The 24,217-nt window shown below is 37.8% G+C and carries 23 protein-coding genes; 7 read left to right on the top strand and 16 right to left on the bottom strand.

The window, feature by feature from the left end; all coding sequences use genetic code 11:
• Positions 1-48: 48 nt before the first annotated feature.
• From LIX50_RS06570 to nhaB, 5 genes are all read right to left on the bottom strand, one after another.
• Positions 49-1,272 carry a DUF711 family protein gene (locus LIX50_RS06570; RefSeq protein ID WP_048953475.1) on the bottom strand — a complete coding sequence of 408 codons (1,224 nt, stop codon included), beginning with the start codon at positions 1,270-1,272 and terminating at the stop codon, positions 49-51.
• 24 nt (positions 1,273-1,296) lie between these two features.
• Positions 1,297-2,586, bottom strand: coding sequence for a phosphoribosylamine--glycine ligase (purD, locus tag LIX50_RS06565; protein WP_048953476.1), 1,290 nt, complete (start codon positions 2,584-2,586; stop codon positions 1,297-1,299).
• Between the two features lie 180 nt (positions 2,587-2,766).
• Positions 2,767-4,365 (bottom strand): bifunctional phosphoribosylaminoimidazolecarboxamide formyltransferase/IMP cyclohydrolase, encoded by a 1,599-nt coding sequence (gene purH, locus LIX50_RS06560; protein ID WP_048953479.1) that lies wholly within the window; start codon positions 4,363-4,365, stop codon positions 2,767-2,769.
• 147 nt (positions 4,366-4,512) lie between these two features.
• Positions 4,513-5,046 (bottom strand): disulfide bond formation protein DsbB, encoded by a 534-nt coding sequence (gene dsbB, locus LIX50_RS06555; protein ID WP_048953481.1) that lies wholly within the window; start codon positions 5,044-5,046, stop codon positions 4,513-4,515.
• Between the two features lie 9 nt (positions 5,047-5,055).
• A complete protein-coding gene (gene nhaB / locus LIX50_RS06550; RefSeq protein ID WP_048953483.1) occupies positions 5,056-6,600 on the bottom strand; it encodes a Na(+)/H(+) antiporter NhaB in 1,545 nt (514 codons plus the stop codon).
• A 124-nt stretch (positions 6,601-6,724) separates the two neighbouring features.
• On the opposite strand from nhaB, the gene fadR reads away from it, so the two are divergent.
• The 4 genes from fadR (at position 6,725) to ruvX (ending at position 9,267) form a co-directional block, all read left to right on the top strand.
• Positions 6,725-7,450 (top strand): fatty acid metabolism transcriptional regulator FadR, encoded by a 726-nt coding sequence (gene fadR / locus LIX50_RS06545; RefSeq protein WP_048953484.1) that lies wholly within the window; start codon positions 6,725-6,727, stop codon positions 7,448-7,450.
• A 100-nt stretch (positions 7,451-7,550) separates the two neighbouring features.
• Complete coding sequence (gene rsmE, locus LIX50_RS06540; protein ID WP_048953487.1) at positions 7,551-8,288, top strand: 16S rRNA (uracil(1498)-N(3))-methyltransferase; 738 nt, start codon at positions 7,551-7,553, stop codon at positions 8,286-8,288.
• Positions 8,285-8,845 carry a YqgE/AlgH family protein gene (locus LIX50_RS06535; protein ID WP_048953489.1) on the top strand — a complete coding sequence of 187 codons (561 nt, stop codon included), beginning with the start codon at positions 8,285-8,287 and terminating at the stop codon, positions 8,843-8,845. The genes rsmE and LIX50_RS06535 overlap by 4 nt, the downstream gene beginning before the upstream one ends.
• Positions 8,845-9,267, top strand: coding sequence for a Holliday junction resolvase RuvX (gene ruvX / locus LIX50_RS06530; RefSeq protein ID WP_048953491.1), 423 nt, complete (start codon positions 8,845-8,847; stop codon positions 9,265-9,267). Before LIX50_RS06535 ends, ruvX begins: the two co-directional genes overlap by 1 nt.
• Before the next feature lie 42 nt (positions 9,268-9,309).
• On the opposite strand, the gene arcA is transcribed toward ruvX, so the two are convergent.
• A complete protein-coding gene (gene arcA / locus LIX50_RS06525) occupies positions 9,310-10,020 on the bottom strand; it encodes a two-component system response regulator ArcA (protein WP_048953492.1) in 711 nt (236 codons plus the stop codon).
• 193 nt (positions 10,021-10,213) lie between these two features.
• Here arcA and LIX50_RS06520 point away from each other — a divergent pair, with 193 nt between their 5' ends.
• Positions 10,214-11,947, top strand: a complete 1,734-nt coding sequence (locus LIX50_RS06520) for a protein-disulfide reductase DsbD (protein WP_048953493.1) — start codon at positions 10,214-10,216, stop codon at positions 11,945-11,947.
• 111 nt (positions 11,948-12,058) lie between these two features.
• Positions 12,059-12,463 carry a DoxX family protein gene (locus LIX50_RS06515; RefSeq protein WP_048953494.1) on the top strand — a complete coding sequence of 135 codons (405 nt, stop codon included), beginning with the start codon at positions 12,059-12,061 and terminating at the stop codon, positions 12,461-12,463.
• A 110-nt stretch (positions 12,464-12,573) separates the two neighbouring features.
• On the opposite strand, the gene ndk is transcribed toward LIX50_RS06515, so the two are convergent.
• Complete coding sequence (gene ndk / locus LIX50_RS06510) at positions 12,574-12,996, bottom strand: nucleoside-diphosphate kinase (RefSeq protein WP_048953495.1); 423 nt, start codon at positions 12,994-12,996, stop codon at positions 12,574-12,576.
• Between the two features lie 10 nt (positions 12,997-13,006).
• Positions 13,007-14,311, bottom strand: coding sequence for an aminopeptidase PepB (pepB, locus tag LIX50_RS06505; protein WP_048953498.1), 1,305 nt, complete (start codon positions 14,309-14,311; stop codon positions 13,007-13,009).
• A 143-nt stretch (positions 14,312-14,454) separates the two neighbouring features.
• Here pepB and LIX50_RS06500 point away from each other — a divergent pair, with 143 nt between their 5' ends.
• Positions 14,455-15,705, top strand: a complete 1,251-nt coding sequence (locus LIX50_RS06500) for an O-antigen ligase family protein (protein WP_048953499.1) — start codon at positions 14,455-14,457, stop codon at positions 15,703-15,705.
• A gap of 58 nt (positions 15,706-15,763) precedes the next feature.
• Here the strand turns inward: LIX50_RS06500 and degS are convergent, their stop codons facing one another.
• The 8 genes from degS to LIX50_RS06460 all read right to left on the bottom strand — a co-directional run bounded on the left by degS (position 15,764) and on the right by LIX50_RS06460 (position 24,045).
• On the bottom strand, positions 15,764-16,786 hold the full coding sequence (degS, locus tag LIX50_RS06495) for an outer membrane-stress sensor serine endopeptidase DegS (protein ID WP_048953500.1): 1,023 nt from the start codon (positions 16,784-16,786) through the stop codon (positions 15,764-15,766).
• Positions 16,787-17,905 (bottom strand): bifunctional diaminohydroxyphosphoribosylaminopyrimidine deaminase/5-amino-6-(5-phosphoribosylamino)uracil reductase RibD, encoded by a 1,119-nt coding sequence (gene ribD, locus LIX50_RS06490; protein ID WP_048953503.1) that lies wholly within the window; start codon positions 17,903-17,905, stop codon positions 16,787-16,789.
• 2 nt (positions 17,906-17,907) lie between these two features.
• Positions 17,908-18,357, bottom strand: a complete 450-nt coding sequence (gene nrdR / locus LIX50_RS06485; protein ID WP_005627362.1) for a transcriptional regulator NrdR — start codon at positions 18,355-18,357, stop codon at positions 17,908-17,910.
• Positions 18,358-18,440: 83 nt separating this feature from the next.
• Positions 18,441-21,791 carry an exodeoxyribonuclease V subunit gamma gene (gene recC / locus LIX50_RS06480; protein WP_048953505.1) on the bottom strand — a complete coding sequence of 1,117 codons (3,351 nt, stop codon included), beginning with the start codon at positions 21,789-21,791 and terminating at the stop codon, positions 18,441-18,443.
• A gap of 47 nt (positions 21,792-21,838) precedes the next feature.
• The gene (locus LIX50_RS06475) at positions 21,839-22,126 is read right to left on the bottom strand and encodes a DUF5374 domain-containing protein (RefSeq protein ID WP_048953528.1); all 288 of its coding nucleotides are present in this window, start codon (positions 22,124-22,126) and stop codon (positions 21,839-21,841) included.
• The gene (locus tag LIX50_RS06470) at positions 22,119-22,802 is read right to left on the bottom strand and encodes a DUF2572 family protein (protein WP_048953507.1); all 684 of its coding nucleotides are present in this window, start codon (positions 22,800-22,802) and stop codon (positions 22,119-22,121) included. Before LIX50_RS06470 ends, LIX50_RS06475 begins: the two co-directional genes overlap by 8 nt.
• A gap of 14 nt (positions 22,803-22,816) precedes the next feature.
• Positions 22,817-23,533, bottom strand: a complete 717-nt coding sequence (locus LIX50_RS06465; RefSeq protein WP_048953530.1) for a type II secretion system protein J — start codon at positions 23,531-23,533, stop codon at positions 22,817-22,819.
• On the bottom strand, positions 23,527-24,045 hold the full coding sequence (locus tag LIX50_RS06460) for a type II secretion system protein (protein ID WP_048953508.1): 519 nt from the start codon (positions 24,043-24,045) through the stop codon (positions 23,527-23,529). Before LIX50_RS06460 ends, LIX50_RS06465 begins: the two co-directional genes overlap by 7 nt.
• Positions 24,046-24,217 lie beyond the last annotated feature (172 nt).

Here is a 24,217-nt window from a genome sequence, read left to right as displayed (position 1 = left end):
ACTGACAGTAGAGATAACATTCATCAATACAAAGTAGGGAAAATTTTTTTAATCCGGAATATGTAAAAGGCGGCAGTTACATAAATCATCACTCTCAAATTCGGATATTTCACCTGCAATCTTATTCGGAATGGGGAATAAACGCACAGTTAGCGGTTTATTTAAGCGAAATGCCATCGTTCCCGTATCACGCATAATAGCTGCGATGCTTTCAGCCTTAGCATTTCCCGCCACAGGAACCGTATCTAAACCGATACCACATACGGCGCTATAAGTTAGTAAAGCGCGAATATCAAAATAGTGTTTTTGTGTCCCTTCGGCTAAACCTAAATCTTCTGTCACCGCCAACATTAATCCAGAAAATCCAACCAATGGTACACGCTGGATTGATTTAAAGACTTTTGTCAGTAAAGCAGAAACCTCTACTGAACCAGCCGCACCAAAATAGGGCAATCCCATTAATTCATACACTTTTGTCATGGATGAACAATTTTTAGATGGTGCCGCCGAACTATCAATGCCTGCAAATTCAAATTCACCTGATAATTTGACCGCACTTAACATCTCTAATACTTGATCTACATGATATTGCAACGCTTGCGACATCGCTTGATAACAATCCGCATAAAATTGATTATGAGGTGATTTGGGTACAGATTTTAATACTTCGACTAATAAATCAGGCGTTTCTAAACCAATGACAAAACTATTTGGTAAATGACTTAGATGATAACCGGCGGGGAAATAAGGAATAAATGGCTTGCAGTTAAAATTCACAGTAAAATTAAAGTTACCTTCGCCACGTGGTGTGATATTTGCAATCCGTTGTACCGCATAAACAGATTGCTCAATAAGTTCATTATCTAACACGCCATTTTCATCTAATGGCACATTAACACAGGCATTACACAAGTCACCATAAGCTGCGATTAACTCTGGCAATAACGCTATTTCCTCTTTATTTCTCGCCGCGCCTATTGCAAATCGAAGACGAATTCCACTTTCATTAAATTTATTCAGTAACTCCGTTAAATACTGCAAATCTGCTTTTGCCGTCTGCAAATTGGTTAAATCCAAATATTCACCAAAGGGATTGGTAATCACTCGAATCGATTGCAAGGTATAACCTGCTTTCTGCACAGCTGGCAATAACAAATCCACATCACGTTTGACTGAATAAAGGGCGTCTTCCCATTGCGTTTTATTTTTATGTAACGTTAGAAAAAAACTTATGGTACGAAAACGACATAATTCTTTATTTTTATAATCCATTCGATCCCTTAACATTAAATGTAGTTATTTTTTCTGCTCACGAGCCACAGCGCGATAGCCGATATCACGGCGATAAAAACGACCGTTCCATTGAATTTGTTCAGCCAGTTTCAGCGCTTTCTGTTGTGCCTCAAATACGCTTTCTCCTAATGCCGTAGCACAAAGCACGCGGCCGCCGTTGGTGACTAACTTGCCCGCTTTCGCTTCTACGCCCGCCAAAAAAACTTTCTCATTTTCGACCGCACTTTGAGGCAAACCGCTGATTTCATCGCCTTTGCGATAATCGCCCGGATAGCCTTCTGCTGCCAATACGATACCTAAAGAAGCTTTCGGATTCCATTGGGATTTCACTTCGTCTAATTTGCCATCACAGGCTTTAAGACAAAGCTCCACCAAATCCGATTCCAAACGTAACATAATCGGTTGGGTTTCCGGATCACCAAAGCGGCAGTTAAATTCGATCACTTTCGGCTGGCCATTCGGCATGATCATCAAACCCGCATACAAGAAACCGGTGTAAATATTGCCCTCTGCCGCCATGCCGTTGACCGTTGGATAGATCACTTCACGCATCACGCGATTATGAATTTCAGGTGTCACCACAGGCGCAGGAGAATAAGCCCCCATGCCTCCGGTATTCAAACCGGTGTCTTTCTCACCCACACGTTTGTGGTCTTGACTGGTCGCCATAGGCTCGACATTTTTGCCGTCCACCATGACGATAAAACTCGCTTCTTCGCCATCTAAAAATTCTTCAATGACCACTCGACTGCCGGCTTCACCAAAGGCATTGCCGGAAAGCATATCACGCACTGCGTTTTCGGCTTCCTGCAACGTCATAGCCACAATCACGCCTTTGCCTGCCGCCAAGCCATCTGCTTTTACGACAATTGGCGCACCTTTTTCACGCAAGTAAGCCAATGCCGGTTCGACTTCAGTGAAGTTTTGATATTCTGCCGTTGGGATTTTATGACGCGCTAAGAAATCTTTGGTAAAAGCTTTTGAACCTTCTAATTGCGCCGCCGCTTGCGTTGGTCCGAAAATTTTTAAACCCGCTGCACGAAACGCATCCACCACGCCAATCACAAGTGGCGCTTCAGGCCCCACGATCGTTAAACCTACGTGGTTATCTTGGGCAAATTTAACCAATGCAGGAATATCCGTTGCGGCGATATTCACGTTTTCGACCTTTTGTTCTAACGCTGTCCCTGAATTGCCTGGTGCAACGAAAATTTTATTCGCTAATGGAGATTGCGCCACTTTCCAAGCGAGGGCATGTTCACGACCGCCGTTTCCGATGATGAGGATGTTCATAATGCTCCTTGTATCTTTTTGAATTTAATCCCCTCTTTAGCAAAGAGGGGTAAGGGAGATTTGGCAGAAGTTATTTCAACCTCATAGTACATTTAGCATCGTTTAAATCTCCCTCTCGCCCCCTCTTTACGAAAGAGGGAGGATAAGTAAGTCGCTCATTGAGCGAAGTTGCTGCATAAATTAATGTCTAAAATGACGCATTCCAGTTAATACCATCACCATATTATGTTCATCTGCCGCATCAATCACTTCCTGATCACGCATTGAGCCGCCCGGATGAATCACACATTGAATGCCTACTTTCGCCGCCGCATCAATGCCATCACGGAATGGGAAGAAAGCATCAGATGCCATTACACAACCTGCCACGGTCAAGCCTTCATCCTGTGCTTTGATACCTGCAATTTTGGCCGAATACACGCGGCTCATTTGGCCTGCGCCAATACCAATAGTTTGGTTATCTTTGGCGTAAACAATGGCATTCGATTTCACAAATTTCGCCACTTTCCAGCAGAACAATAAGTCTTTTAATTCTTGTTCAGTTGGTTGACGTTTGCTGACCACTTTTAAATCATCCAAGCCAACTATGCCTAAATCCGCATCTTGCACCAACAAGCCACCGTTCACACGTTTGAAATCTAAACGTTGGGTACGTGCTTGCCATTCTCCACATTCAAGTAAACGGACATTTTTCTTACGTTTCACCACTTCAACAGCTTCTGCAGACACTTTTGGTGCGATAATCACTTCCACAAATTGACGTTCTACAATTTCATTTGCTGTTTTTTCGTCTAATTCACGGTTAAAAGCAATGATGCCTCCAAAGGCTGAGGTTGGGTCTGTTTGATAGGCGCGGTTATAGGCGTCTAAAATATCTTTACCTAAAGCCACACCACATGGATTAGCATGTTTCACAATCACACAAGCTGGCTCATCAAATTCTTTCACGCATTCAAGCGCTGCATCGGTGTCTGCAATATTATTGTAAGACAAGGCTTTACCTTGGAGTTGGTTAGCCGTAGCCACGCTCGCCTCTTTCACATTCAAATCAACATAGAAGGCAGCATTTTGATGGGCATTTTCACCGTAACGCATGGTTTGTTTACGCACAAAGTTAAGGTTTAAAGTCCGTGGGAATTGACCGCTCTTCGCCTCCGCATCTTCTTCAGAAGCAACATGATAAGGTTTCACCAACTGACCGAAATAGTTGGCGATCATGGAATCGTATTGCGCGGTGTGTTCAAATGCTTTGATGGCAAGATCAAAACGGGTTTCAATCGTTAGGCTATTTTGGTGTTTATCCATTTCCGCAAGAATAGCGTTGAAATCATGATTATTCACCACGATCGCTACATCTTTATGGTTTTTCGCAGCAGAGCGCACCATGGTTGGGCCACCGATATCAATATTTTCTACTGCATCTTCTAACGTGCAATTTGGCTTAGCTACGGTTGCGGCAAAAGGATATAAATTCACCACTACCATATCAATGCCTTCAATGCCGTGTTGCTGCATGATGGCATCATCTGTACCACGACGACCTAAAATCCCACCATGCACTTTTGGGTGTAAGGTTTTCACACGACCGTCCATCATTTCTGGGAATCCCGTATAATCAGACACTTCAGTCACTGGCAAACCATGCTGCTCCAACAATTTTGCGGTACCGCCTGTGGAAAGTAGTTTTACACCACGCTGTACTAAGCCTTGAGCAAATTCTACGATACCGGTTTTATCAGAAACACTCAGTAAAGCCTGACGAATTGGACGATCTGTCATTACATTTTCCTTCATTAAACAGTTAAAAATAAGCGGAGTGAATTATAGCGCAAACGTTTGCGTAAATATAGAAAGATTTTACTGATCATAAAATGAGAATATGTAATAAAGAAAAATGCCATTTGATTTTTTCAAATGGCATTGTTTTTAGTTAAATAGCCGTCTTTGTTTACGACTTTTTTGTATTTGAGAAATAAATAATATTGTGAGTATTGTAATGTATACAACAAAAATAAATACGAGCCACTGAACCATGGTTAAATTTAAGAATGACCATTGGCTTTCATTACAAGAGCCTGTAGGATTAAAAATAGCAGGGAACCATTGATGAAATGGTAAGGTTTCTGGAAAGTTAGGGATAAACTCACATTGTTTCCAGGGGGCTGGATTCATTTGTAGATCCAAATGGCGCAGTGATACCAAAAGGCCTTTAATACTACTAAATAATCCGAGTATCAATGCGATTAATCTCACAATAAATGACTTTGGTGCGAAAAGACCAATAATGCCCGCAATAAATAATCCAATTATCGCTAAACGTTCATATACGCAAAGCACACAAGGCTGTAACCTCATTCCATATTGGAAATAGAGTGCGGTAGATTCCAAGGCTAAACTTGATAAAGCTAGCAAAAACCATGCGGAGCGTTTTTCAGAAAATTGTTTTAATAATGTGAGCATTCTGTCTCCTTAAATCGGCAAAATTAAACCTAAGCTTGCCAACCAATCTGTAGTTGCAGGTAAAATAAATTCGATAGCAAATAAACCTACAAGCGACATAACAACAGTATAAGGCAAAGCCATATAAACCATTCTTCCGTAAGAAAGGCGAATTAATGGGGCAAGGGATGAAGTCAATAAGAACAAGAATGCAGCTTGTCCATTTGGTGTTGCGACTGATGGTAAGTTTGTTCCAGTATTGATTGCCACAGAAAGCAATTCAAATTGATGAGGTAAAATTACGCCATTCGCTAATGCAGATTTTGCTTCGTTAATATAAACCGTTGCGACAAATACGTTATCAGAGATAGAAGATAGCAATCCATTAAAGATATAGAAGAGAGCAAGCTGAGTATTTTCTTCAGAAGCAAGTACAAAATGAATAATAGGTGCGAATAGTTTTTGATCAATAATTACAGCAACCACAGAAAAGAAGACAACAAGTAGGGCTGTAAAGGGCAAGGATTCTTGGAATGCTTTACCGATAGTGTGTTCATCAGTCACACCAGTGAATGCTGTGGCAAAAATGATGATACTTAAACCAATTAAACCTACCGCCGCGAGATGGAACGCCAATCCAAGAATTAACCAAATTGCGATTAACGCTTGGACGCCTAATTTAATTTTGTCTTGTTTAGACATTTTCTCTGAATTAGTGCGGTCTAAATCTGACAAAATTTTCCATACATCTTCAGGTAATTTTTCACCATAACCGAATAATTTGAATTTTTCGACTAAGAAGCAAGTTAGCAATCCGCAGATAAATACTGGAACAGTAACTGGAGCCATGCGGAAGAAAAATTCGATGAAGTTCCATTTGGCTTGTTCAGCAATGATTAAGTTTTGTGGTTCACCCACCATTGTCATTACGCCACCAAGTGCGGTTCCGACACCAGCATGCATCATCAAACTACGTAAGAACGAACGGAATTTTTCTAAGGTTTCGTGGTGTTGTGTCGCGATTTTTCCATCATCAGCAATATCAACGGCATCAATTAAATTATTGCCTGATGCGACTTTGTGGTAAACGCCATAGAATCCCATTGCTACGCTGATAATTACGGCAACAACCGTTAATGCATCAAGGAAGGCTGATAGGAAGGCAGCGCTAAAACAGAAAGCTAAAGAAAGCGCGATTTTTGAACGAATTTTGACAAGTAATTTCGTGAATACGTAAAGAAGCAGTTGTTTCATGAAGAAAATTCCTGCTACCATGAACATTAATAGCAATACCACTTCAAAGTTTGCCATAATTTCCGTTTTTACGTGTTCTACATTAGTCATCCCTATAATAATAGCTTCAATAGCTAATAAACCACCGGGTTGAAGGGGGTAGCATTTCAATGCCATGCCTAACGTGAAAATAAATTCAGCGACTAATAGCCAGCCCGCTAGGAAAGGGCTGATGAAAAAGAAAATAATCGGATTAATAATGAGAAAAGCAACAATGGCAAGTTTATACCAATCCGGACTTGAACCAAGAAAGTTTTTCATAAAAGCTTGAATGTTTGTCATAGGGGACTCCATTATTTTTTATCATGCTGACATTGTAATATATCCGTCTTTAAAGGATAATAAAAACTAGCTATTTTTTCATAAAATTGCATCTTTTTTTATTTTTATCTGATTTTTAAGTGTAATGCAAAACGATAATGACATTTTAAAAGCGCAAAGTCCTGCGGCTTTGGCTGAAGAGTATATTGTAAAAAGTATTTGGCAGGATATTTTTCCCGCAGGGAGTAATTTGCCTTCAGAACGAGATCTTGCTGATAAAATAGGGGTAACTCGTACAACATTACGTGAAGTGTTGCAACGTTTGGCGAGAGATGGCTGGTTAACAATTCAGCATGGTAAACCGACGAAAGTGAATAATATTTGGGATACGGCCGGACCAAATATTATCGAGACATTGATTAGTTTGGATATGCGTTCAGCACCAATGATTATTGATAATATGCTATCTTTACGTAGTAAAATGTCTGAATTTTATATTTATGAGGCTGTTAAAAATTCTCCTGCGCAATCTGCCGCACTTTTTGCATCACTAGAGCAATTGGAGAATACTGCTAAAGATTACACGGAATTTGACTATACTTTGTTTCGTCAATTTACTGTGGTAGCTAATAAGCCTTTTTATCGATTAGTATTCAATAGTTTAAAGGGCGTTTATCAACGAATTGGTTTACTCTTCTTTAAAGAGGAAAAGCACAGAGAACTTACTAAACAATTCTACTTAGAAATGCAGCAAATTTGTCAGGTAGGTAACGCTGATGCTGTGGTAGATTGTATTCGTAAACATAATATTCGCTCTATCACTTACTGGCATGCTATTTTAGAGCGGTTACCTCAAAATCTATCTGATTAATCTATAGGGAATGAGGGGCTTAAAATAGCCCACGTGTAAATTTATTTATTTTTCATGTGAAAGATATTATTCCCGTCTCCTATTAACATTTTAGAATACTATGCGCATACCTAGAATCTATCACCCTGAATCACTAGAATATCAAACGCAATGTCAACTTTCTGAAGATGCTACCAATCATGTAGGTCGTGTATTGAGAATGGTAGAAGGTGAGCAACTTGAACTTTTTGATGGTTCAAACCATATTTATCCGGCAATAATCACAGAATCCAATAAGAAATCGGTAAAAGTTAATATCTTAGGGAGAGAACTTTCTAATAAAGAATCCAATTTAAAGATCCATTTAGGTCAAGTTATTTCACGAGGTGAACGGATGGAATTCACCATTCAAAAATCTGTGGAATTGGGAGTAAATGTGATTACGCCACTGTGGTCTGAACGTTGTGGCGTGAAGTTAGATGGCGAACGGATGGATAAAAAAATTCAACAGTGGCAAAAAATTATCATTGCGGCTTGTGAACAATGTGGTCGTAATGTGGTGCCAGAAATTCGTCCTTTAATGAAATTACAGGATTGGTGTGCAGAAGATGATGGAGCGCTTAAGTTAAATTTACACCCTAGAGCACAACATAGTATAAAAACGTTACCAATGATTCCAAAAGATGGGGTACGTTTGTTAATTGGTTCAGAAGGCGGGTTGTCAGAACAGGAAATAGTGCAAACACAACAGAAAGGTTTTACTGAAATTTTATTAGGAAAGCGTGTATTACGTACCGAGACTGCTTCACTAGCAGCGATCAGTGCATTACAAATTTATTTTGGAGATTTAGGAGAATGATGGAACTGCAAGGGAAGTTTCTCATCGCAATGCCTCATCTAGACGATTATTTTAACCGAACTGTGGTGTTTATGTGTGAACATAACGAACAAGGTTCTATGGGATTAGTAATCAATCAGCCCACGGATTTAAGTATTGCAGAACTTTATTTAAAGCTTAATTTTATGATGAAAAATGACCGCACTTTTGGTAATGAAATGGTCGTTGCTGGCGGTCCGATACATTCAGAACGTGGTTTTATTTTACATAAAAATACACTTAATCATTTTCAACATACTTATAAGGTTACTGATACACTTTCTATGACAACATCTGCTGATGTTGTAGAAACCCTTGGGTCTACATTCGCTCCAGAAAAATATTTAGTTGCGCTAGGATGTGCAAGTTGGTCTGCAGGACAGTTAGAAAAAGAAATTATTGATAATACCTGGTTAGTTGCACCAGCTAGTGAACAAATTTTGTTTGATACACCTTATGAAGAACGCTATATAGTGGCTAATCAATCTCTTGGTATTCATCCTCATAATTTTGTGATGGCTCAAGTGGGGCATAGTTAATGGGGATTACTGTACTTGCCTTTGATTTTGGTACAAAAAGTATTGGTTGCGCGGTTGGACAAAGTATAACTGGAACGGCTCAAGCACTTCCGGCATTTAAAGCACAGGATGGGATCCCTAATTGGAGCGCTATTGAAAACTGCCTAAAGGAATGGAAGCCTGATGTACTTGTTGTTGGTTTGCCACTTAATATGGATGGAACCATTCAAGACTTAACACTACGAGCGAAAAAATTTGCTAACCGGTTGCATGGGCGTTTTGGTATTACTGTTGAGTTACAAGATGAACGTCTTACAACAATGGAAGCGCGTAGTGAGATATTTGAACGTGGTGGTTTCAGATCACTTAAAAAGGACAAGGTCGATGGTATTTCTGCTTGCTTGATTTTAGAAAGTTGGTTTGAGGGTTATTCGGCTAGGTAAAGGCTATCATTTATCTTAAGAAATGAATAATAGCCTTTGACATTATTCTATATTACCGCAAAATCGATATCCTTCTCCATGCACTGTCATGATGATTTCATCGGTATTTGAATATTCCTCAAAATGTTTCCGAATTCGGCGAATTGTAACATCTACAGTACGATCTTGTGGTTTAAATGCTCTACCTGTCATTTTACGCAGAAGTTCTTCTCGAGTTAGCAACTTACCTGGGTTTTCACAGAAATAAAGCATTGCGCGAAATTCACTGCGTGGCAATTTTAGTTCTTGGTTTTCTGGGGTAATGAGATTATGGCTATTTAAATCTAATACCCAACCATTGAAGCGATAAAATTCTTTTCCCGATGTATTTTCCTTTTCTTGGTGAGGCAGAGTACGGTGTAGTAAGTTACGAGCCCTAATAGTAAGTTCGCGGGGATTAAATGGTTTGGTTAAGTAATCGTCCGCACCTATTTCTAATCCTAAAATTTTATCAACTTCATTATCTCGTCCCGTTAAAAATATAAGTGGTAAATTAATATTTTCACGCAATTCACGGGCAAGTAATAAACCATTTTTTCCAGGTAAGTTAATATCCATTACCACAAGATTAATCGTGTAGTGTGCAAGAATATGATGCATTTCTGCGCCATCTTGAGCCTCAAGAACATCATACCCTTCAGCTTCAAAAATCCCTTTAAGCGTATTACGGGTCACGATTTCATCTTCAACAATGAGAATTTTTGGGGTAGCCATTTTCCATCCTTATACTTATTTTGGCGTATGCTATCGTGGTTATCATTCTAACGATGTAACATTGTTGTAACAACAGAAAAATGCTCTGATTTTTTCATTAGGTTTTGTTTTTGTGATCTACATCATAGTTTTATGCTTTCAAATTTCTTTATGTTAAAATTTTAGGCAAGTTTCTCCTTTTCTAGTTTATTTTATGAAAAAATTTATCCTTTTTTTTATATTTATTTTTACCACATTTGTAGCTAATGCAGGATTGTTTGATAAAAAACAATCATTTTTAAATGTAGATGATGCATTTGCATTTTCTGCTACATTATCTCCAGATAAAACTCAACTCCAGATTCATTGGGATATCGTGAAAGGATATTATCTTTATCAAGATAAAATCAGTGGTAGATTTGTTGATAAATCAAAATTGTTGGTAGCTCGTTTTCTACAACAATCAGAACGACATCAGGATCCTTATTTTGGTGAAGTGAGTGTCTTTACCCAACCCATAGATGGCACTTTTATCGGTGATTTTTCCCATGCTGATGATAAAGTGGAAATATCTTATCAAGGTTGTACAGAAGGTTTTTGTTATCCACCAGAAAGTAAAGTTTTACGGCTTGGTGATCTTGTTATTTCTAATGTTAAAGCTATAGAAAATAATACGGAAGAACCAGTGCTTTTATCAGAGCAAGATCGTTTGGCTGATAGCTTATTTCATAGCAAATGGGCAATTTGGGGCTTCTTTTTATTAGGCGTAGGGCTTGCTTTTACACCTTGTGTGTTGCCTATGTTGCCTTTACTTTCAGCAATTGTTATTGGTCAACAACAAAGAAGTATGTCGCGAGCATTTATTTTAACATTCCTTTATGTACAAGGGATGGCGTTGACTTATACTTTATTAGGTCTTGCTGTTGCAGCAATTGGCTTACCGTTCCAAATTGCCTTACAACATCCTTATGTCATGGTAGGGCTTTCTATTTTGTTTGTTGTACTTGCCCTTTCTATGTTTGGGATGTTTACCCTTCAATTGCCGAATAGTTTACAAAATAAACTTAATACATGGAGTCAGAAACAAACGTCAGGGGCTTTTGGTGGCGCCTTCGCTATGGGGATGATAGCCGGCCTTGTTGCTTCACCTTGTACTTCAGCCCCGCTTTCAGGTGCTCTGCTTTATGTTGCTCAAAGTGGAGATTTATTTACTGGAGCGTTCACACTTTATTTACTTGCATTAGGAATGGGTATGCCATTAATGCTCATTACATTATTCGGTAATAAAATTTTGCCAAAATCAGGTGAGTGGATGAACACAGTGAAACAAACATTCGGCTTTGTTATGTTAGCGTTACCTGTGTTTTTACTTTCTCGTATTTTGCCTGAAGCATGGGAGCCACGCTTATGGGCTGGATTAGCGACAGCATTCTTTATTTGGTTTGCGTTGCAGATGCCTAAGAGTGGTTTTGGCTATGCCATTAAAATTATTAGTTTTGCTTTGTCTATGGTTTCCGTACAACCTTTGCAAAATTGGATTTGGCAAACTCAAACTACAACACAAAGTGCGGTAGAAAATAAGCCTGTTTCTCAGGTTAAATTTAAGCAAATTAAAAATATTGAAGAATTTGACCGCACTTTAGCGGAAAATCCGCATTCGATCGCGATGTTGGATTTATACGCGGATTGGTGTGTGGCTTGTAAAGAATTTGAAAAGCTGACTTTTTCAGATCCAAAAGTGCAACAGCAATTTCAAAATATCTTATTGTTACAAGTGAATATGACAAAGAATAGCCCAGAAAATAAAGCATTAATGGAGCGCTTTAATGTGATGGGATTACCCACAATTTTATTTTTTGATGAGCAAAATAATGAGATTCAAGGAAGTAGAGTAACGGGCTTTATGGATGCCGATTCTTTTTCTAATTGGATTGGAAAGCTACTTTAGTTATTTTTTACTTTTGGTAAAAAGTATTTTTCAATTTTAATTATTGTTTAACTATTCGTTAAATATTAATATGGCGCTGTTTTAATTCATCTTTAAACAAAAGGAAAGCAAATGAACAATCTTGAAAAATATCGCCCTTATGTATTAGCGCTATTACGCATCACTGCTGCTTACATGTTTATCTTACATGGCACAGCAAAATTTTGGGAGTTTCCAATTTCTATGACGGGTGGAAATGGCCCGGTCGGTGATTCAATGATGATTGTAGGTGGCGTGATTGAAATTATCGGCTCAATCTTATTAATTTTAGGATTATTTACGCGCCCAGCTGCGTTTGTTTTATCTGGTCAAATGGCTTTTGCGTATTTCTTTATGCATGTGGCTGGAAAAGGGAATTTATTATTCCCAATTGCAAATGGCGGTGAGCTCGCGTTACTTTATTCTGTTATATTTTTGTACTTTGTTTTTTCTGGTGCGGGCGCTTTATCATTAGATAACAGACTTTATAGAAAGTAGTTTAGTTTTATAATTTTAATCCTTATTTTGCCCACATAAAGTGGGCTTTTTTTAATAAAGCACCTAGATATGTATCTAGGTGCTTTGTTGTTAGAGATAATATAAATATGTCAATAGGTATAGATTTCTGAATCAACAAAGAAATAGGCTATTTCACGTTTAGCACTTTCTAGGCTATCAGAACCGTGAACTGAATTTTCGCGTTGACTTAACGCAAAGTCTTTACGAATTGTACCTTCTTCTGCTGTTTCTGGATTCGTATTGCCAATTAAAGTGCGGTAATCTTTAATTGCATTTTCTTTTTCTAATACAGAAACTAAAATTGGTGCTGATATCATATAATTAATAAGTGGTTCAAAAAATACTTTCCCTTGATGTTCTGCATAGAAACCTTCAGCTTGCTCACGTGTTAAATGTAGCATCTTTGTGGCAATGATCTTAAAACCAGCTTGTTCAAAACGTGCCAAAATAGCACCTATAAGATGGCGATTAACTGCATCAGGTTTAATAATAGAAAGTGTTCTTTCCGTCATAAGTAAATCCTTATTCTTCTGATTTTAACAATAATAAATTTGCAAGTGTTTGTATACCAATACCTGTAGCACCCACCCCCCATAAATCGCTACCTGATTTACGATAAGTTGCTGCACAATCAATGTGTAGCCAGTTTTTCTGATAATTTTTTATAAAATAAGAGAGAAAAGCCGTTGCGGTGCTTGCACCTGCTCCAACCGGGACACTACCAATATTAGCAATGTCTGCAAATGATGAGCTGATTTGTGAACGATGGAAATCTTCAAACGGTAAACGCCAGAAGGGTTCATTTTCATCTTGAGCAGACTGGAATAGCGCTGCTACTAAGCTCTCATCCATTGAAAGTGCTGCATGATAATCATTACCTAATGCAACTTTTGCCGCTCCCGTTAATGTTGCACAGTCAACAATAAATTTGGGGTGCTGATTATCAGCTTCAATTAACCCATCCGCTAGGACAAGACGGCCTTCAGCATCTGTATTTAATACTTCAGCGGTAATGCCATTTCTATAAGTGATAATATCTCCCAATTTAAAGGCATGACTACTCACTAGGTTTTCGGCACAACATAAGTAAAGTTTTACACGTTGATTTAACCCTCGTGTAATTGCTAATCCTAAAGCACCAGTTAATAATGCTGCTCCCCCCATGTCGGTACGCATAGTACTCATTCCATCACTTGGCTTTAGGCTGTAACCACCACTGTCAAAAGTAATCCCTTTCCCAACTAAACAGGCTAATATTGGCGCATTAGGATCATTTGTTGGGTTAAAATCAAGTTGTAACATAGCTGGGGGATTTGCTGACCCCTTACCAACCGTCCAGATACCATGATATCCTTGTTGTTCAAGTTCTTCTCCTGAAACGATCTGGAAACTTACCGCACTTTTTTTATTATAAATATCTGATTGATTTAAGATAAATTCGGCTGCATGCTCGGCCAATTTTACAGGCGTTAAGTTTTGTGCTGGTTCATTAATGATTTCACGTACAAAATCACTGCATTCAATACGTGCTAATAGTTCATCTTGTGGTTCGTCATCAAGATGAGGAAATTCAATTGAATAATCTTGTTTAGCGGTATAAAAGCCTTGGTAAAATGCCCAGCAAGATTCTAATGCCCAATTATCACCTAAAAGCTCAACTTCTTGAATGCCTATGTTACGTAACTTCCGTGCAGCGCGTTGTATTAAAGTACGGTCTGTTTTTTCATTGTTTTGTAAATGAATAGTCGCTTGTTTATCGTTAAAACTGAGAATTGTTTTTTCCCCCCAAACAGCATTAGCTTGTTGGTATGAAAGTATAATTTCCACTTTGTCCTCCAGATAAAAGAAAATGAGGGGGAACACTATACCAGTTTTATTCTTGATTTCATAAAGTAATAGTCTGATTTTAGGAGTATTTATGGATAAATTCAGGTAAAATGACTTATCTTAGTAATTAGGTTGACGTTGCGATGACTTCATTTTTTCATAAAAAATATATTACTTTTTGCATTAATGTATTTGTTGGGCTATTTTTTACAACGGTTTTGATATTCAAGAAGGGATATAGCTATGTTCCCATAACTTTAGGTGCTGTTAGTGTTATTTATGTTATTATTTATTTTATAAAATCAAAGATACATGATGAATTATCTAAAATAGATAAAATTTTCATATTTTCCTTATTATATTATTTTATTAGTTTTTTACTTTCTGTTTTTATTAATCAGGATAGTTTTAGAGAAGTTGACAACCCAAGTCGAGTTTTATTATTCATTCCTTTATTCATTTTATTTCGACATTTCCCATTAAAGATTGATACGATCTTGTATGCTATTCCGATAGGGGCAATTATAACAGGGTGCGTGGCATTATTTCAGAAATTTTATTTGGGATATGATAAGCCTTTTCCTGAAATTATGCATATTCAGGTTGGGGATATAGCTATTTCATTAGCGACATTTAGTTTAGTGATCACAATACATTTTTTCATAAAACAATATTATAAATCTGTATTAATAGGATTAGCTGGAGTTATCCTTGCGATGAGTACAAGCGCATTATCTGGTGCGCGTGGTGGCTGGGTAGGATTTCCAATTATACTGATTATTCTTTTATTACTATATCGTCAATTTCTTAGTAAGAAACTGATAATAGCTTTTTTTGCTATTATGGGTGGATCTTTTATTCTTCTTGTAATGAACCCTAAATTTAATATGACGAAGCGTTATTATGCGGCTGAGTCTGATATTAAGTTATATCTAGAAAAAAATGATAAAAGTACATCGTTGGGGGCTAGATTTGACATGTGGGAGAATGCATTTGTAGCCATTAAAGAATCGCCTATCTTTGGTCATGGGAGCAGAGGTTACGAACTATTCAGAAATAAACAGATAGAATCAGGTAGTATGGCGAAAACGACCTTGCAGTTTAATAGCTTGCATAATCAATTTTTAGAATCTTGGGTTAAACGAGGATTATTAGGTTTTATAGGATTGATAGTTATATTATTTGTGCCTTTTATTTATTTTATGAAAAATTGTCAACAACAAAATTTAGAAATAAAATGTGTCGCAATTTTAGGTGTTATGCATCTATTATCCCATTTATTCTATTTTATGAGCCAGTCATTTCTTGCGCATAATTCGGGATCGTTATTTTATTTCTTCGTTTGTATTATTTTTTATAGTTTAATTAGATCTTCTCGTTCTTCTTCCTATTAAAAAGAGAAAGAGTTAAAAATAGAAAGTCAGTTCTATGATTAAGAACGCTACTTTTTTATTAATTTACTGGAAATTCTTCAATGATAACAGGAAATTGTAAGATTTTGCCTAATCGTAGAATGGTGACGAGAACTTTTGAATTAGGTTTTGTATTTGCGATAATTTGCATCATTTCTCGGGCTGAAATGCCTTCTTGATTATTTAATTTCAAAATGACATCACCTAATTGAATGCCTGCTTTGGCTGCTGGGCTATTCGGACTTACACCAGTGATGACAATGCCTTCTTCACTACTTGAGCTGATGTCGCTTTGTACGCCAAAATAACCTCTGATAACACGTCCATCTCGTATAATTTTCTGTAAAACATCATTTGCAATATCCATTGGAATCGCAAAATTTAGTCCTTCTGCGATTTCATTGGCAGTTTTGCCAATACTAAGTGTACTGATTCCAACTAATTCCCCTGCAGAATTAATTAATGCGCCGCCTGAGTTGCCGCGGTTAATTGAAGCATCGGTTTGGATGAAGTTTTGTCTGCCAACAGAATCACCTACAGCATTTCGTCCTACAGCGCTAATAATACCTTGGGATACGCTTTGTCCTAAGTTGTAGGGATTACCGATTGCTAATACCACATCACCAACGTGAGCTTGACGATTTGAATTTTGTGGTATGGTTGAAAGATTATTTACACGAATTTTGAGAACAGCAAGATCAGTGAGATTATCTGAACCAACAAGACTGGCCTCAAAAATATTTCCATTTTGTAACGCTACTACTATTTGATCGGCATTTTGGATGACGTGTTTATTCGTCAGAATATAGCCATCTTTACTCATAATCACGCCAGAACCTAAGTTATTCACTTGTAGCTGATCATTATCATTAATGCTGGCGGAAGAAAAAGAGCGGTTATAAACATTCACTACCGCAGGTGAGGCAATACGCACCGCATTTTTGAACGATACAATATCGTCTGAAGTGAAAATATTGCTGTTATTCAGTCTTGGAACCGCAAACAAAATCACGCCCGCAGCAGCCAAGCCCCAAAGTGCGGAATGGAAAAGTTTTTTAAGCATTTAGATTCCTTTCGGTGTGTAAGTTAATTTTATATCGTCACCGATTTGTTCTAATTCATTAAGTTGCCATAATGGTGCATCGGCAAGTTTAGTTAAATTCGGTAATTGGCATAGACCACGAGCATTGTCGCCAAGTAATTTAGGCGCAACGTAAATAATCAATTCATCCACTAATTTTGCATCAATTAAACTCCCCGCTAAATTTGCTCCAGCTTCTACCCAAAGCGTATTTATTTGGCGTTTTCCCAGTTCTTGCATTAATTCTTTTAGTAAATTTTCTTTTGGAAGAATAATTTGTTCGCAGAAATCAGGAAAGCCTATTAAATCTCGTGGTTCATGAGAAACTAACCAAACGGGAGAATGCGTTAAAAAAAGTTTATGAGTCGACTGAATGCAATGTTGTGAATCTAAAATGACTCGCACAGGCTGGCGAAGATCTTCTTTTTTATATTCTGTTTTTAGATTTTCAGGAAATTCATCCCAGCGTACGTTCAGGCTTGGATCATCTGCAAGCACTGTCGCAGAGGTAGATAAAAGTGCGGATGATTTTGCTCGCATTTTTTGTACGTCCGAACGAGCATCAGGGCCCGTAATCCATTTACTTTCTCCACTTGCCATTGCTGTTCGTCCATCTAAACTCATTGCAAGTTTAAGTTGAACAAAAGGCATACCTTGACGCATTCGTTTTAAAAAGCCTTTATTTATTTTTTCCGCTTGATCGTTTAATAAATTCACCGTACTTTCGATGCTGGCATCAGACAACATTTTCAAACCTTTTCCTGCGACTTGAGGATTTGGATCTTGCATAGCAGCAATGACTTTCACTACGCCAGCCTCGATTAATCCTAATGCGCAAGGCGGTGTGCGACCATAATGAGAGCAGGGTTCTAAGGTGACGTAAGCGGTTGCACCTTTGGCATTTTCGCCAGCTTGAGCTAAGGCAATGCGTTCAGCATGAGGTTGTCCAGCCTTAAAATGAAAGCCTTCCCCCACAATTTCACCATTTTTTACCAATACGCATCCCACCGATGGATTCGGTGTGGTGGTATATTGACCTTTGGCGGCTAAATCCAAGGCACGTTGCATAAATTTGCGATCTTGTGCGGAAAATTCGATCATGGTTAATCCTTTAAGCTCTCAATTTCTTTGGTAAATTGATTAATGTTATCGAAACTCAAATAGACCGAGGCAAAACGAATATAAGCCACTTTATCGAGTTTTTTTAACTCATTCATTGCGAGTTTTCCAACCAGTTTACTTGGTACTTCACGTTCACCCGTCGCGCGTAATTGAAAAATTATATGGTTAATTGCTTGTTCAACATCATCCGCACTTACAGGGCGTTTTTCTAAGGCGTGCTGAATACCACTGCGTAATTTATCTTCATTGAACGGCTCTCGAGTACCGTCAGTTTTAATAATTTTTGGTACGATTAATTCGGCTGTTTCAAAGGTAGTAAAACGTTCATGACAATGACCGCACTCACGACGGCGGCGAACCTGATAGCCATCCGATACCAAACGGCTATCAATTACCTTGGTTTCTTCTGTAAAACAAAATGGACAGCGCATAGACAATTCTCCGTAAAAAGGGCGGTTATCTTAGCAAAAAATCGGTTCTTTGACGATTAGCTTTATGCTTTTCTTGTCTTCTTTTATACGAATAATAAGCCAAACCAATCTTTTGTTTGTTTTAATAATTTTTCAATATTTTCAGTTTGTTCAAATCTTGAGGTCTGCGCCAATATGCGTGACCAATATGGATCTGCTTGAGCGCCGTAGCTGTCTTCGCCCAGTTCCTGAAGTTTTGTAGAAATGTTGTCAAAATCTACCGCACTTTCATCGTCCACAATAAAATGATTAATATTTCTTATCGTTGGCACCAATTGAATTTCTATTTGGCTTTGTAAATAATCTTTTACGTAAATTTTTAATTGAGCGAGAGCGGCTTCACGATCAATAGGCGGTAATTCGATAACTTGATCTTGCGTAATTAATTTTGGTGGTACCGCATTTTCTTGTGTGACACATTGAATCAAATAATAAATCCAAGGACGGATGCAATAGCGATCTTTGTATTTTGCAAAATGCCACTGAATCACCTGTGAATCATCGCCAAATAAAGGCTCCATATAACCAAATAGACGAATTTCTTGATTTTTATTGTGCCAATTTACGGATAGATTGAAATCGACGGAAGCATGTTTGGCTTCGCCAATATCCGCTATTTTCTTTTTAAATTCCAAAACATTGTCTCGAATATTTTCAGCATAAACTTTTCCAAATTCGGCTCGAGGTAACACGCCTTTTACTTCTGCTTGTCTAAAATAATCAGCAAAATTTTGTTCATCAAGATAGATTAAGTCATTATTGAGCGCGTAATTATCTAATCCACTTAAGGTAAAGTTCTCACTGTCGGCAATACGAGCATCTTCATCACGGAAATAGACACCGAGTTGTTTTTCAAAGAAAAATTTCACTGGGTTTTCAACAAAGCTGACTAAACGATCCAGTTCAATTTCTTCGATTTTTTCTGGGTTTTCAGTCATAGGGACGGCAAATTCTGAATTGTTGGAACTCGCGTCAAATTGTGCTATTGGCAACCATTTTGTCGCAAAAGAGCGGGTGAATTTCTCGTTATATTTGAAATTATCCGGGCTAAATGCTGTCATTGGATGCTCAATCACCGTAAGGGTATTTTCGCTTTGCCCTTGATTAATATAATCCACGAGTTGGCTTACTAATACAGAAGGTTCTTTCGGTTGATTATCTGTGATGGAACGGCCAACATAGCTGATATAGCAATAATCACGTGCTGCCAATAAGGCTTCTAAGAACAAATAGCGATCATCATCACGGCGAACACGGTCGCCTTTTTGATGGTGATATTGCATTAAATCAAAACTGTTTGGTGTTTGTGTTCTAGGGTAATCCGCATCATTCATTCCAAGTAAACAAACTACCTTGAATGGCACTGAACGCATTGGTAATAAGGTGCAGAAGTTTACTTTTCCTGCAAGGAATTTTAGGCTATTTGGAGCATCTTCCAATTTCATTGTGATGACATCGGCAATCACATCTGCTTGTAATTCTTCAGTAAAATGGAGCGCTTTTAGATGCTCAGCTAATTCATTAATTTTCTCTTGAATATAGAAAACCGTGTCGCTTGTGTCTTCATTTTGCACGAAGAAATCTGATAAAAGTGCGGTTAAAATTTCTTGCCATTTTTCGATGGAATGTGCTTGTTGCAGCGTTTCATGCAGCGCGGAAAGTGAGGAAAAAAAGTGAGATAAATTTCCAGCAAATTCACCTTTTAAGCCATAGCTGCTGTTTAACCCCAGACTATCTTGCCAAATACCGTGTTCTTCACGCATCGCATAACCTAAAATCATTCGTTCTAATCCAGCCTGCCAAGAATTGAAATTGATACCATCTTGATTTTTTTGCAAACCGAAACGAATCCCTGAATCCGCTACCCATTCTCTCACTAATGGTAAATCAGCAAGAGAAATATTAAATCGTTCTCGCATCGCAGGAATATCCAACAACGCTAAGACATTCTCTGCACTAAAATTGCTTTCTTTTAAGCGCAATAAAGTTAAGTAACTTGAGACCAACACATCGCTTTCTGAAAGTTTATTATCTGAAAGTGAAAATGGAATTTGTTGCGCATCTCCATTTTTTTGCCCGAAAACTGCCTGAATATAAGGCGTGTATTGGTTTATATCTGCCACCATAACAACCACATCTTTTGGCGTAAGGTTAGGATCTTGATTAAATAAATCTAATAAATAATCGTGCAATACTTCCACTTCACGCATAGCACTGTGGCAAGAATGTAGGGTTAAAGTGCGGTCATTTTTTGTGATATTTAACGGTTTATTTTCTAAATGCAGAATTTGAGATTGTAATTGCCCAAGCAAACCGTTTGATTTAATTTCTTGATAGGCACTGATGGGATAAGTTGGAATATGTTCTTCATCTCGCACCAAGGTGTAAAGAAAATCTCGCCCCATTTTTCCCCAAGCAGCCAGTAACGGATTGCCTACTTGAAGGTTTTCTTTTTGATAAGTGACATCAAACTGAGCGTTTTCTAGTTGAGAAAGTTGATCCTCGGAAAAGAGCGGTTGATTTTCATTTTGTTTATTGAATTGATAACGCTTGCGAGAACGCAAATAATCGAGGCGTAAATCGCTAATATCCCCCCAATACTCTTGGCAGGGATTATTAAAAAATAAATGAATATCTACTTCAGAGGACATGGCTTGCAAAATATTGAGATAAGCAGTTGGAAGCGCAGGAATACCAAAAATAAATATGCGTGAAGGTAATTTTTTCGGCGCTTTTTTATCGGCAAGCAAGGCTAAGAACTGATTATGCAAAGCCACTCGATGTGTGGCATCACCAACATCTGATTTAACATCGACGACCAATGCACGCCATAACTCACCTTGCCATTTTATATTGCCTTGAATTTGCTCAAATAAAGTATCGTTTAGGTTAGGTTGCTGTTTTTGTATTTGAGCAGTAATTTGTGTATCTTCGCCTTTTTCCCAAGCAAAAATCCATTCTGGTCGATAAACTAAATATTGGTCAAATAAATCGGCAATTTTGCTGCTGAGTTGATAAAGTTTGTATTGTTCAGAATGAGGCGATGATGCTAAATAATTGCGTAAAGGTGAAAAACTTTTTTTCTCGAGAAAAGTCGGGATTAATCGCATTAAACGCCATGTCATTGAATCTTTATCAAAAGGGTTTTCTAATGCCGTTGCGGGTAAGTTTTGAGCATAAAGTTGCCATATAAAACTTGCTGGCATAGGAAATTTGAGATTCGCTGAAATGCCTGTTTCTTTCGCTAATTCAATTTGCAGCCATTGCGCCATACCCGGGCTTTGCACCAAGATAATATCTTGCTGAAAAGGATCTTCTGGAGGTAATGATTTGAATAAGGACGAAAGAATTTCTTTTTGTTTTTCGAGTTGATTAGAGTAGTAAACAATGAACACAATGGCGACCTTTTGAGGATTTGATTTAGAAAAAGACAAGCTCAATTTTACTTAGTTTTTATCGAAATTTCACCCATAGGATAACGCACAATGACGCGTTCGTTTTGACATTGAACGCGAAAAGTTAAGCCATTTTGTGGTATCAATTGTTCACAAGCTAACCCTAAAAATTGGCGTTGAGCTTGATTCTCTGCAATCTGTATTGCCTGAAAATCTTGATAAGTTTTCACCGCACTTTTTCTTTGGCTTGCCGTCCATTGATTGAAAGCAATAAATAAAATGCTAAATAAAGCCAAAGAAAATAACAGGGTAGTGAGCGACATGCCTTTATTCATCTGGAACATTAAAATCACTCCAACTTTTTTCTGCCAACTGCCACTGGCTATATTGTTGCACTAAGGTTGTTACGACAGATTTGCCATAGGCCAACGTCACCCCATCTAAAGTTAAATTCCCGTTGGTGATCACCGCGCCACTAATCCTTCCTTTGCCCGTTAGTTTTAAATCTCCCTCCGCAATTAATACGGCAGACACGGTGCCATTAATTTGAACCTCCGCTTGTGAATCTGAAAACCAATATAGTTTAGGTGTTTTATTCGCATTTAAAATCTTGGGCGGGGAAGAAAAGCGCGGTCGAAAATCCGTTAGTTTTTCTGTGTGAATAAAATCTTTCAATGCACCCTGATTATCGCCTCTCGTAGGCGATTTTTTAAATAGGCTTATTCTTTCACACCAAAGAAAATATTGAATGGCATCGGTGGCGCCATCAAGCGTGATGCTGATTTGCTTTACACTTTCGTTATTATTTAACGGTAAATCAAGGCAGGCAGTTTGTTTTTTCTCCTCTGTCATTTTTTGCAGTTGTAATGTTCTTTCCACATAGTGTTTTCGTTGATTTTGTTGCGCACGAAAAAAACTTAAATGGCTCTCATCCAATAATAAAAACGCAGTTAATAAACCTGAAATAAAAATCAGAATAGTCAGCGTGATAATGCCTTTTTGTATTGTCATTATTTTTGATTCCGTTATTTTTGATTCCATAGCGCAACGACAAGGGATGTTTCATAACTGATATTTGAGGTTTGTTTTAAATTTCCTTTTAGCTTGATTTCTAATCCTTTACCTTCAATTAACCAATTAAATTGTAGGGTAGTGACTTCGTATTCATTGTTGTCTAATAAATCCGTCCAGCCGCCCCCAGCGTTGCAAGCCGATTGTTGAAACGCTCGTTTACAAGTTTCTGCTGTGCAATTAGTAGGAATAACACTTTGATAAGTCAGTTTGGTTTTTATCATTTTGTTACTCACTTTATAACCGAATAATTCTTCTGTACTATTTTTGGATGCATTTTTCCCATTTTTCATACAGGTTTTAGGCGAATCTTTGCCAATACACCCATTTTTATTTAAATCATAAAAGAACAACACGCAACTATTAGGTGGGGCGTTATCTTCTTGGCTAATGAAAATAGCTGTGCCTTGTTCATCTAATTCAAATAAAGATAAATTGCTTTCTATTCCTTTTGTATTTAATGCTCTAAATCCCAATCGCCGAAGATCTTTACCGATTAGCTGTAATGTTCGTTGTAATTCTGCTTGTAGTTTTAAATGTAATAACATGTGTTGATTTTGCGTTTGTATTTGCACATAAAAATGTGAAATGCTTAGCAATAATAAAGACGATAGCGCCAGCGAAATCATCAGTGCTAATAGGGTTTGTCCTTTTAATAATCTTTTCATGATTGATTGCATGCACTAGCCGCTTGATTGGTTTTCAAACGAATACTGCCAACATTGAAAAATGAAAATAATGTACGTTCATGTTCCGCTTGCAGAATAAAGCAACGAGTAACACTGGTATTACGAGCACCATAAAACCTCGTGATTTCTTTGGGATAAATATAATGGCTTTGAATCATTGTTTTTTTAGGAAAATAAGGATAGTAAAAATGAGCATAGGCCTCTTTCGGGCAGTTTGTTGGGTTTAAACAATCACAAGTTTGATCATTTTTTACTTGTGCTGTTAAGCACCATTGTTGTGTCGCAAGGTTACGATTGATTAGTAAAAACCACACTTCTGATGAATTTTCTGCTCGAGCCTGAATTTGGCGTAGAAATAAATACAGGCGATGTTGCTCTTTGGTTAAAATCGTTTTAGGTGAATCGGTTTGCCATAATGGGACGGCAAAACTCAGCGCAATGCTGATAATGGCTAATCCAATCAATAATTCTACTAATGTCACACCTTTCTGCATAAAACGCTCCAATTTTCTACCGCACTTTAATGGTAAATAATTAATGGAAAAATCACTTCATGCTATTTTTGCGATCTGTATCGCAAACTTTTCCTGAAAACCTATAAAAACCATTGTTTTATAATTTTCAACTGGTTATTTTGGCAAATCTCGCTATAATGGCGCGGAATTT

This window comes from Haemophilus sp. Marseille-P9675, from assembly GCF_916862695.1.
GTDB lineage: Bacteria > Pseudomonadota > Gammaproteobacteria > Enterobacterales > Pasteurellaceae > Haemophilus > Haemophilus haemolyticus_K.
This window is presented reverse-complemented; position numbering and strand designations above follow the sequence as displayed.

Excerpts from the sequence above, each read along its gene's own strand:
- LIX50_RS06570 (WP_048953475.1), bottom strand. The coding sequence starts at position 1,272 with ATGGATTATAAAAATAAAGAATTATGTCGTTTTCGTACCATAAGTTTT.
- purD (WP_048953476.1), bottom strand. The coding sequence starts at position 2,586 with ATGAACATCCTCATCATCGGAAACGGCGGTCGTGAACATGCCCTCGCT.
- purH (WP_048953479.1), bottom strand. The coding sequence starts at position 4,365 with ATGACAGATCGTCCAATTCGTCAGGCTTTACTGAGTGTTTCTGATAAA.
- dsbB (WP_048953481.1), bottom strand. The coding sequence starts at position 5,046 with ATGCTCACATTATTAAAACAATTTTCTGAAAAACGCTCCGCATGGTTT.
- nhaB (WP_048953483.1), bottom strand. The coding sequence starts at position 6,600 with ATGACAAACATTCAAGCTTTTATGAAAAACTTTCTTGGTTCAAGTCCG.
- fadR (WP_048953484.1), top strand. The coding sequence starts at position 6,725 with ATGCAAAACGATAATGACATTTTAAAAGCGCAAAGTCCTGCGGCTTTG.
- rsmE (WP_048953487.1), top strand. The coding sequence starts at position 7,551 with ATGCGCATACCTAGAATCTATCACCCTGAATCACTAGAATATCAAACG.
- LIX50_RS06535 (WP_048953489.1), top strand. The coding sequence starts at position 8,285 with ATGATGGAACTGCAAGGGAAGTTTCTCATCGCAATGCCTCATCTAGAC.
- ruvX (WP_048953491.1), top strand. The coding sequence starts at position 8,845 with ATGGGGATTACTGTACTTGCCTTTGATTTTGGTACAAAAAGTATTGGT.
- arcA (WP_048953492.1), bottom strand. The coding sequence starts at position 10,020 with ATGGCTACCCCAAAAATTCTCATTGTTGAAGATGAAATCGTGACCCGT.
- LIX50_RS06520 (WP_048953493.1), top strand. The coding sequence starts at position 10,214 with ATGAAAAAATTTATCCTTTTTTTTATATTTATTTTTACCACATTTGTA.
- LIX50_RS06515 (WP_048953494.1), top strand. The coding sequence starts at position 12,059 with ATGAACAATCTTGAAAAATATCGCCCTTATGTATTAGCGCTATTACGC.
- ndk (WP_048953495.1), bottom strand. The coding sequence starts at position 12,996 with ATGACGGAAAGAACACTTTCTATTATTAAACCTGATGCAGTTAATCGC.
- LIX50_RS06500 (WP_048953499.1), top strand. The coding sequence starts at position 14,455 with ATGACTTCATTTTTTCATAAAAAATATATTACTTTTTGCATTAATGTA.
- degS (WP_048953500.1), bottom strand. The coding sequence starts at position 16,786 with ATGCTTAAAAAACTTTTCCATTCCGCACTTTGGGGCTTGGCTGCTGCG.
- ribD (WP_048953503.1), bottom strand. The coding sequence starts at position 17,905 with ATGATCGAATTTTCCGCACAAGATCGCAAATTTATGCAACGTGCCTTG.
- nrdR (WP_005627362.1), bottom strand. The coding sequence starts at position 18,357 with ATGCGCTGTCCATTTTGTTTTACAGAAGAAACCAAGGTAATTGATAGC.
- LIX50_RS06475 (WP_048953528.1), bottom strand. The coding sequence starts at position 22,126 with ATGAATAAAGGCATGTCGCTCACTACCCTGTTATTTTCTTTGGCTTTA.
- LIX50_RS06470 (WP_048953507.1), bottom strand. The coding sequence starts at position 22,802 with ATGACAATACAAAAAGGCATTATCACGCTGACTATTCTGATTTTTATT.
- LIX50_RS06460 (WP_048953508.1), bottom strand. The coding sequence starts at position 24,045 with ATGCAGAAAGGTGTGACATTAGTAGAATTATTGATTGGATTAGCCATT.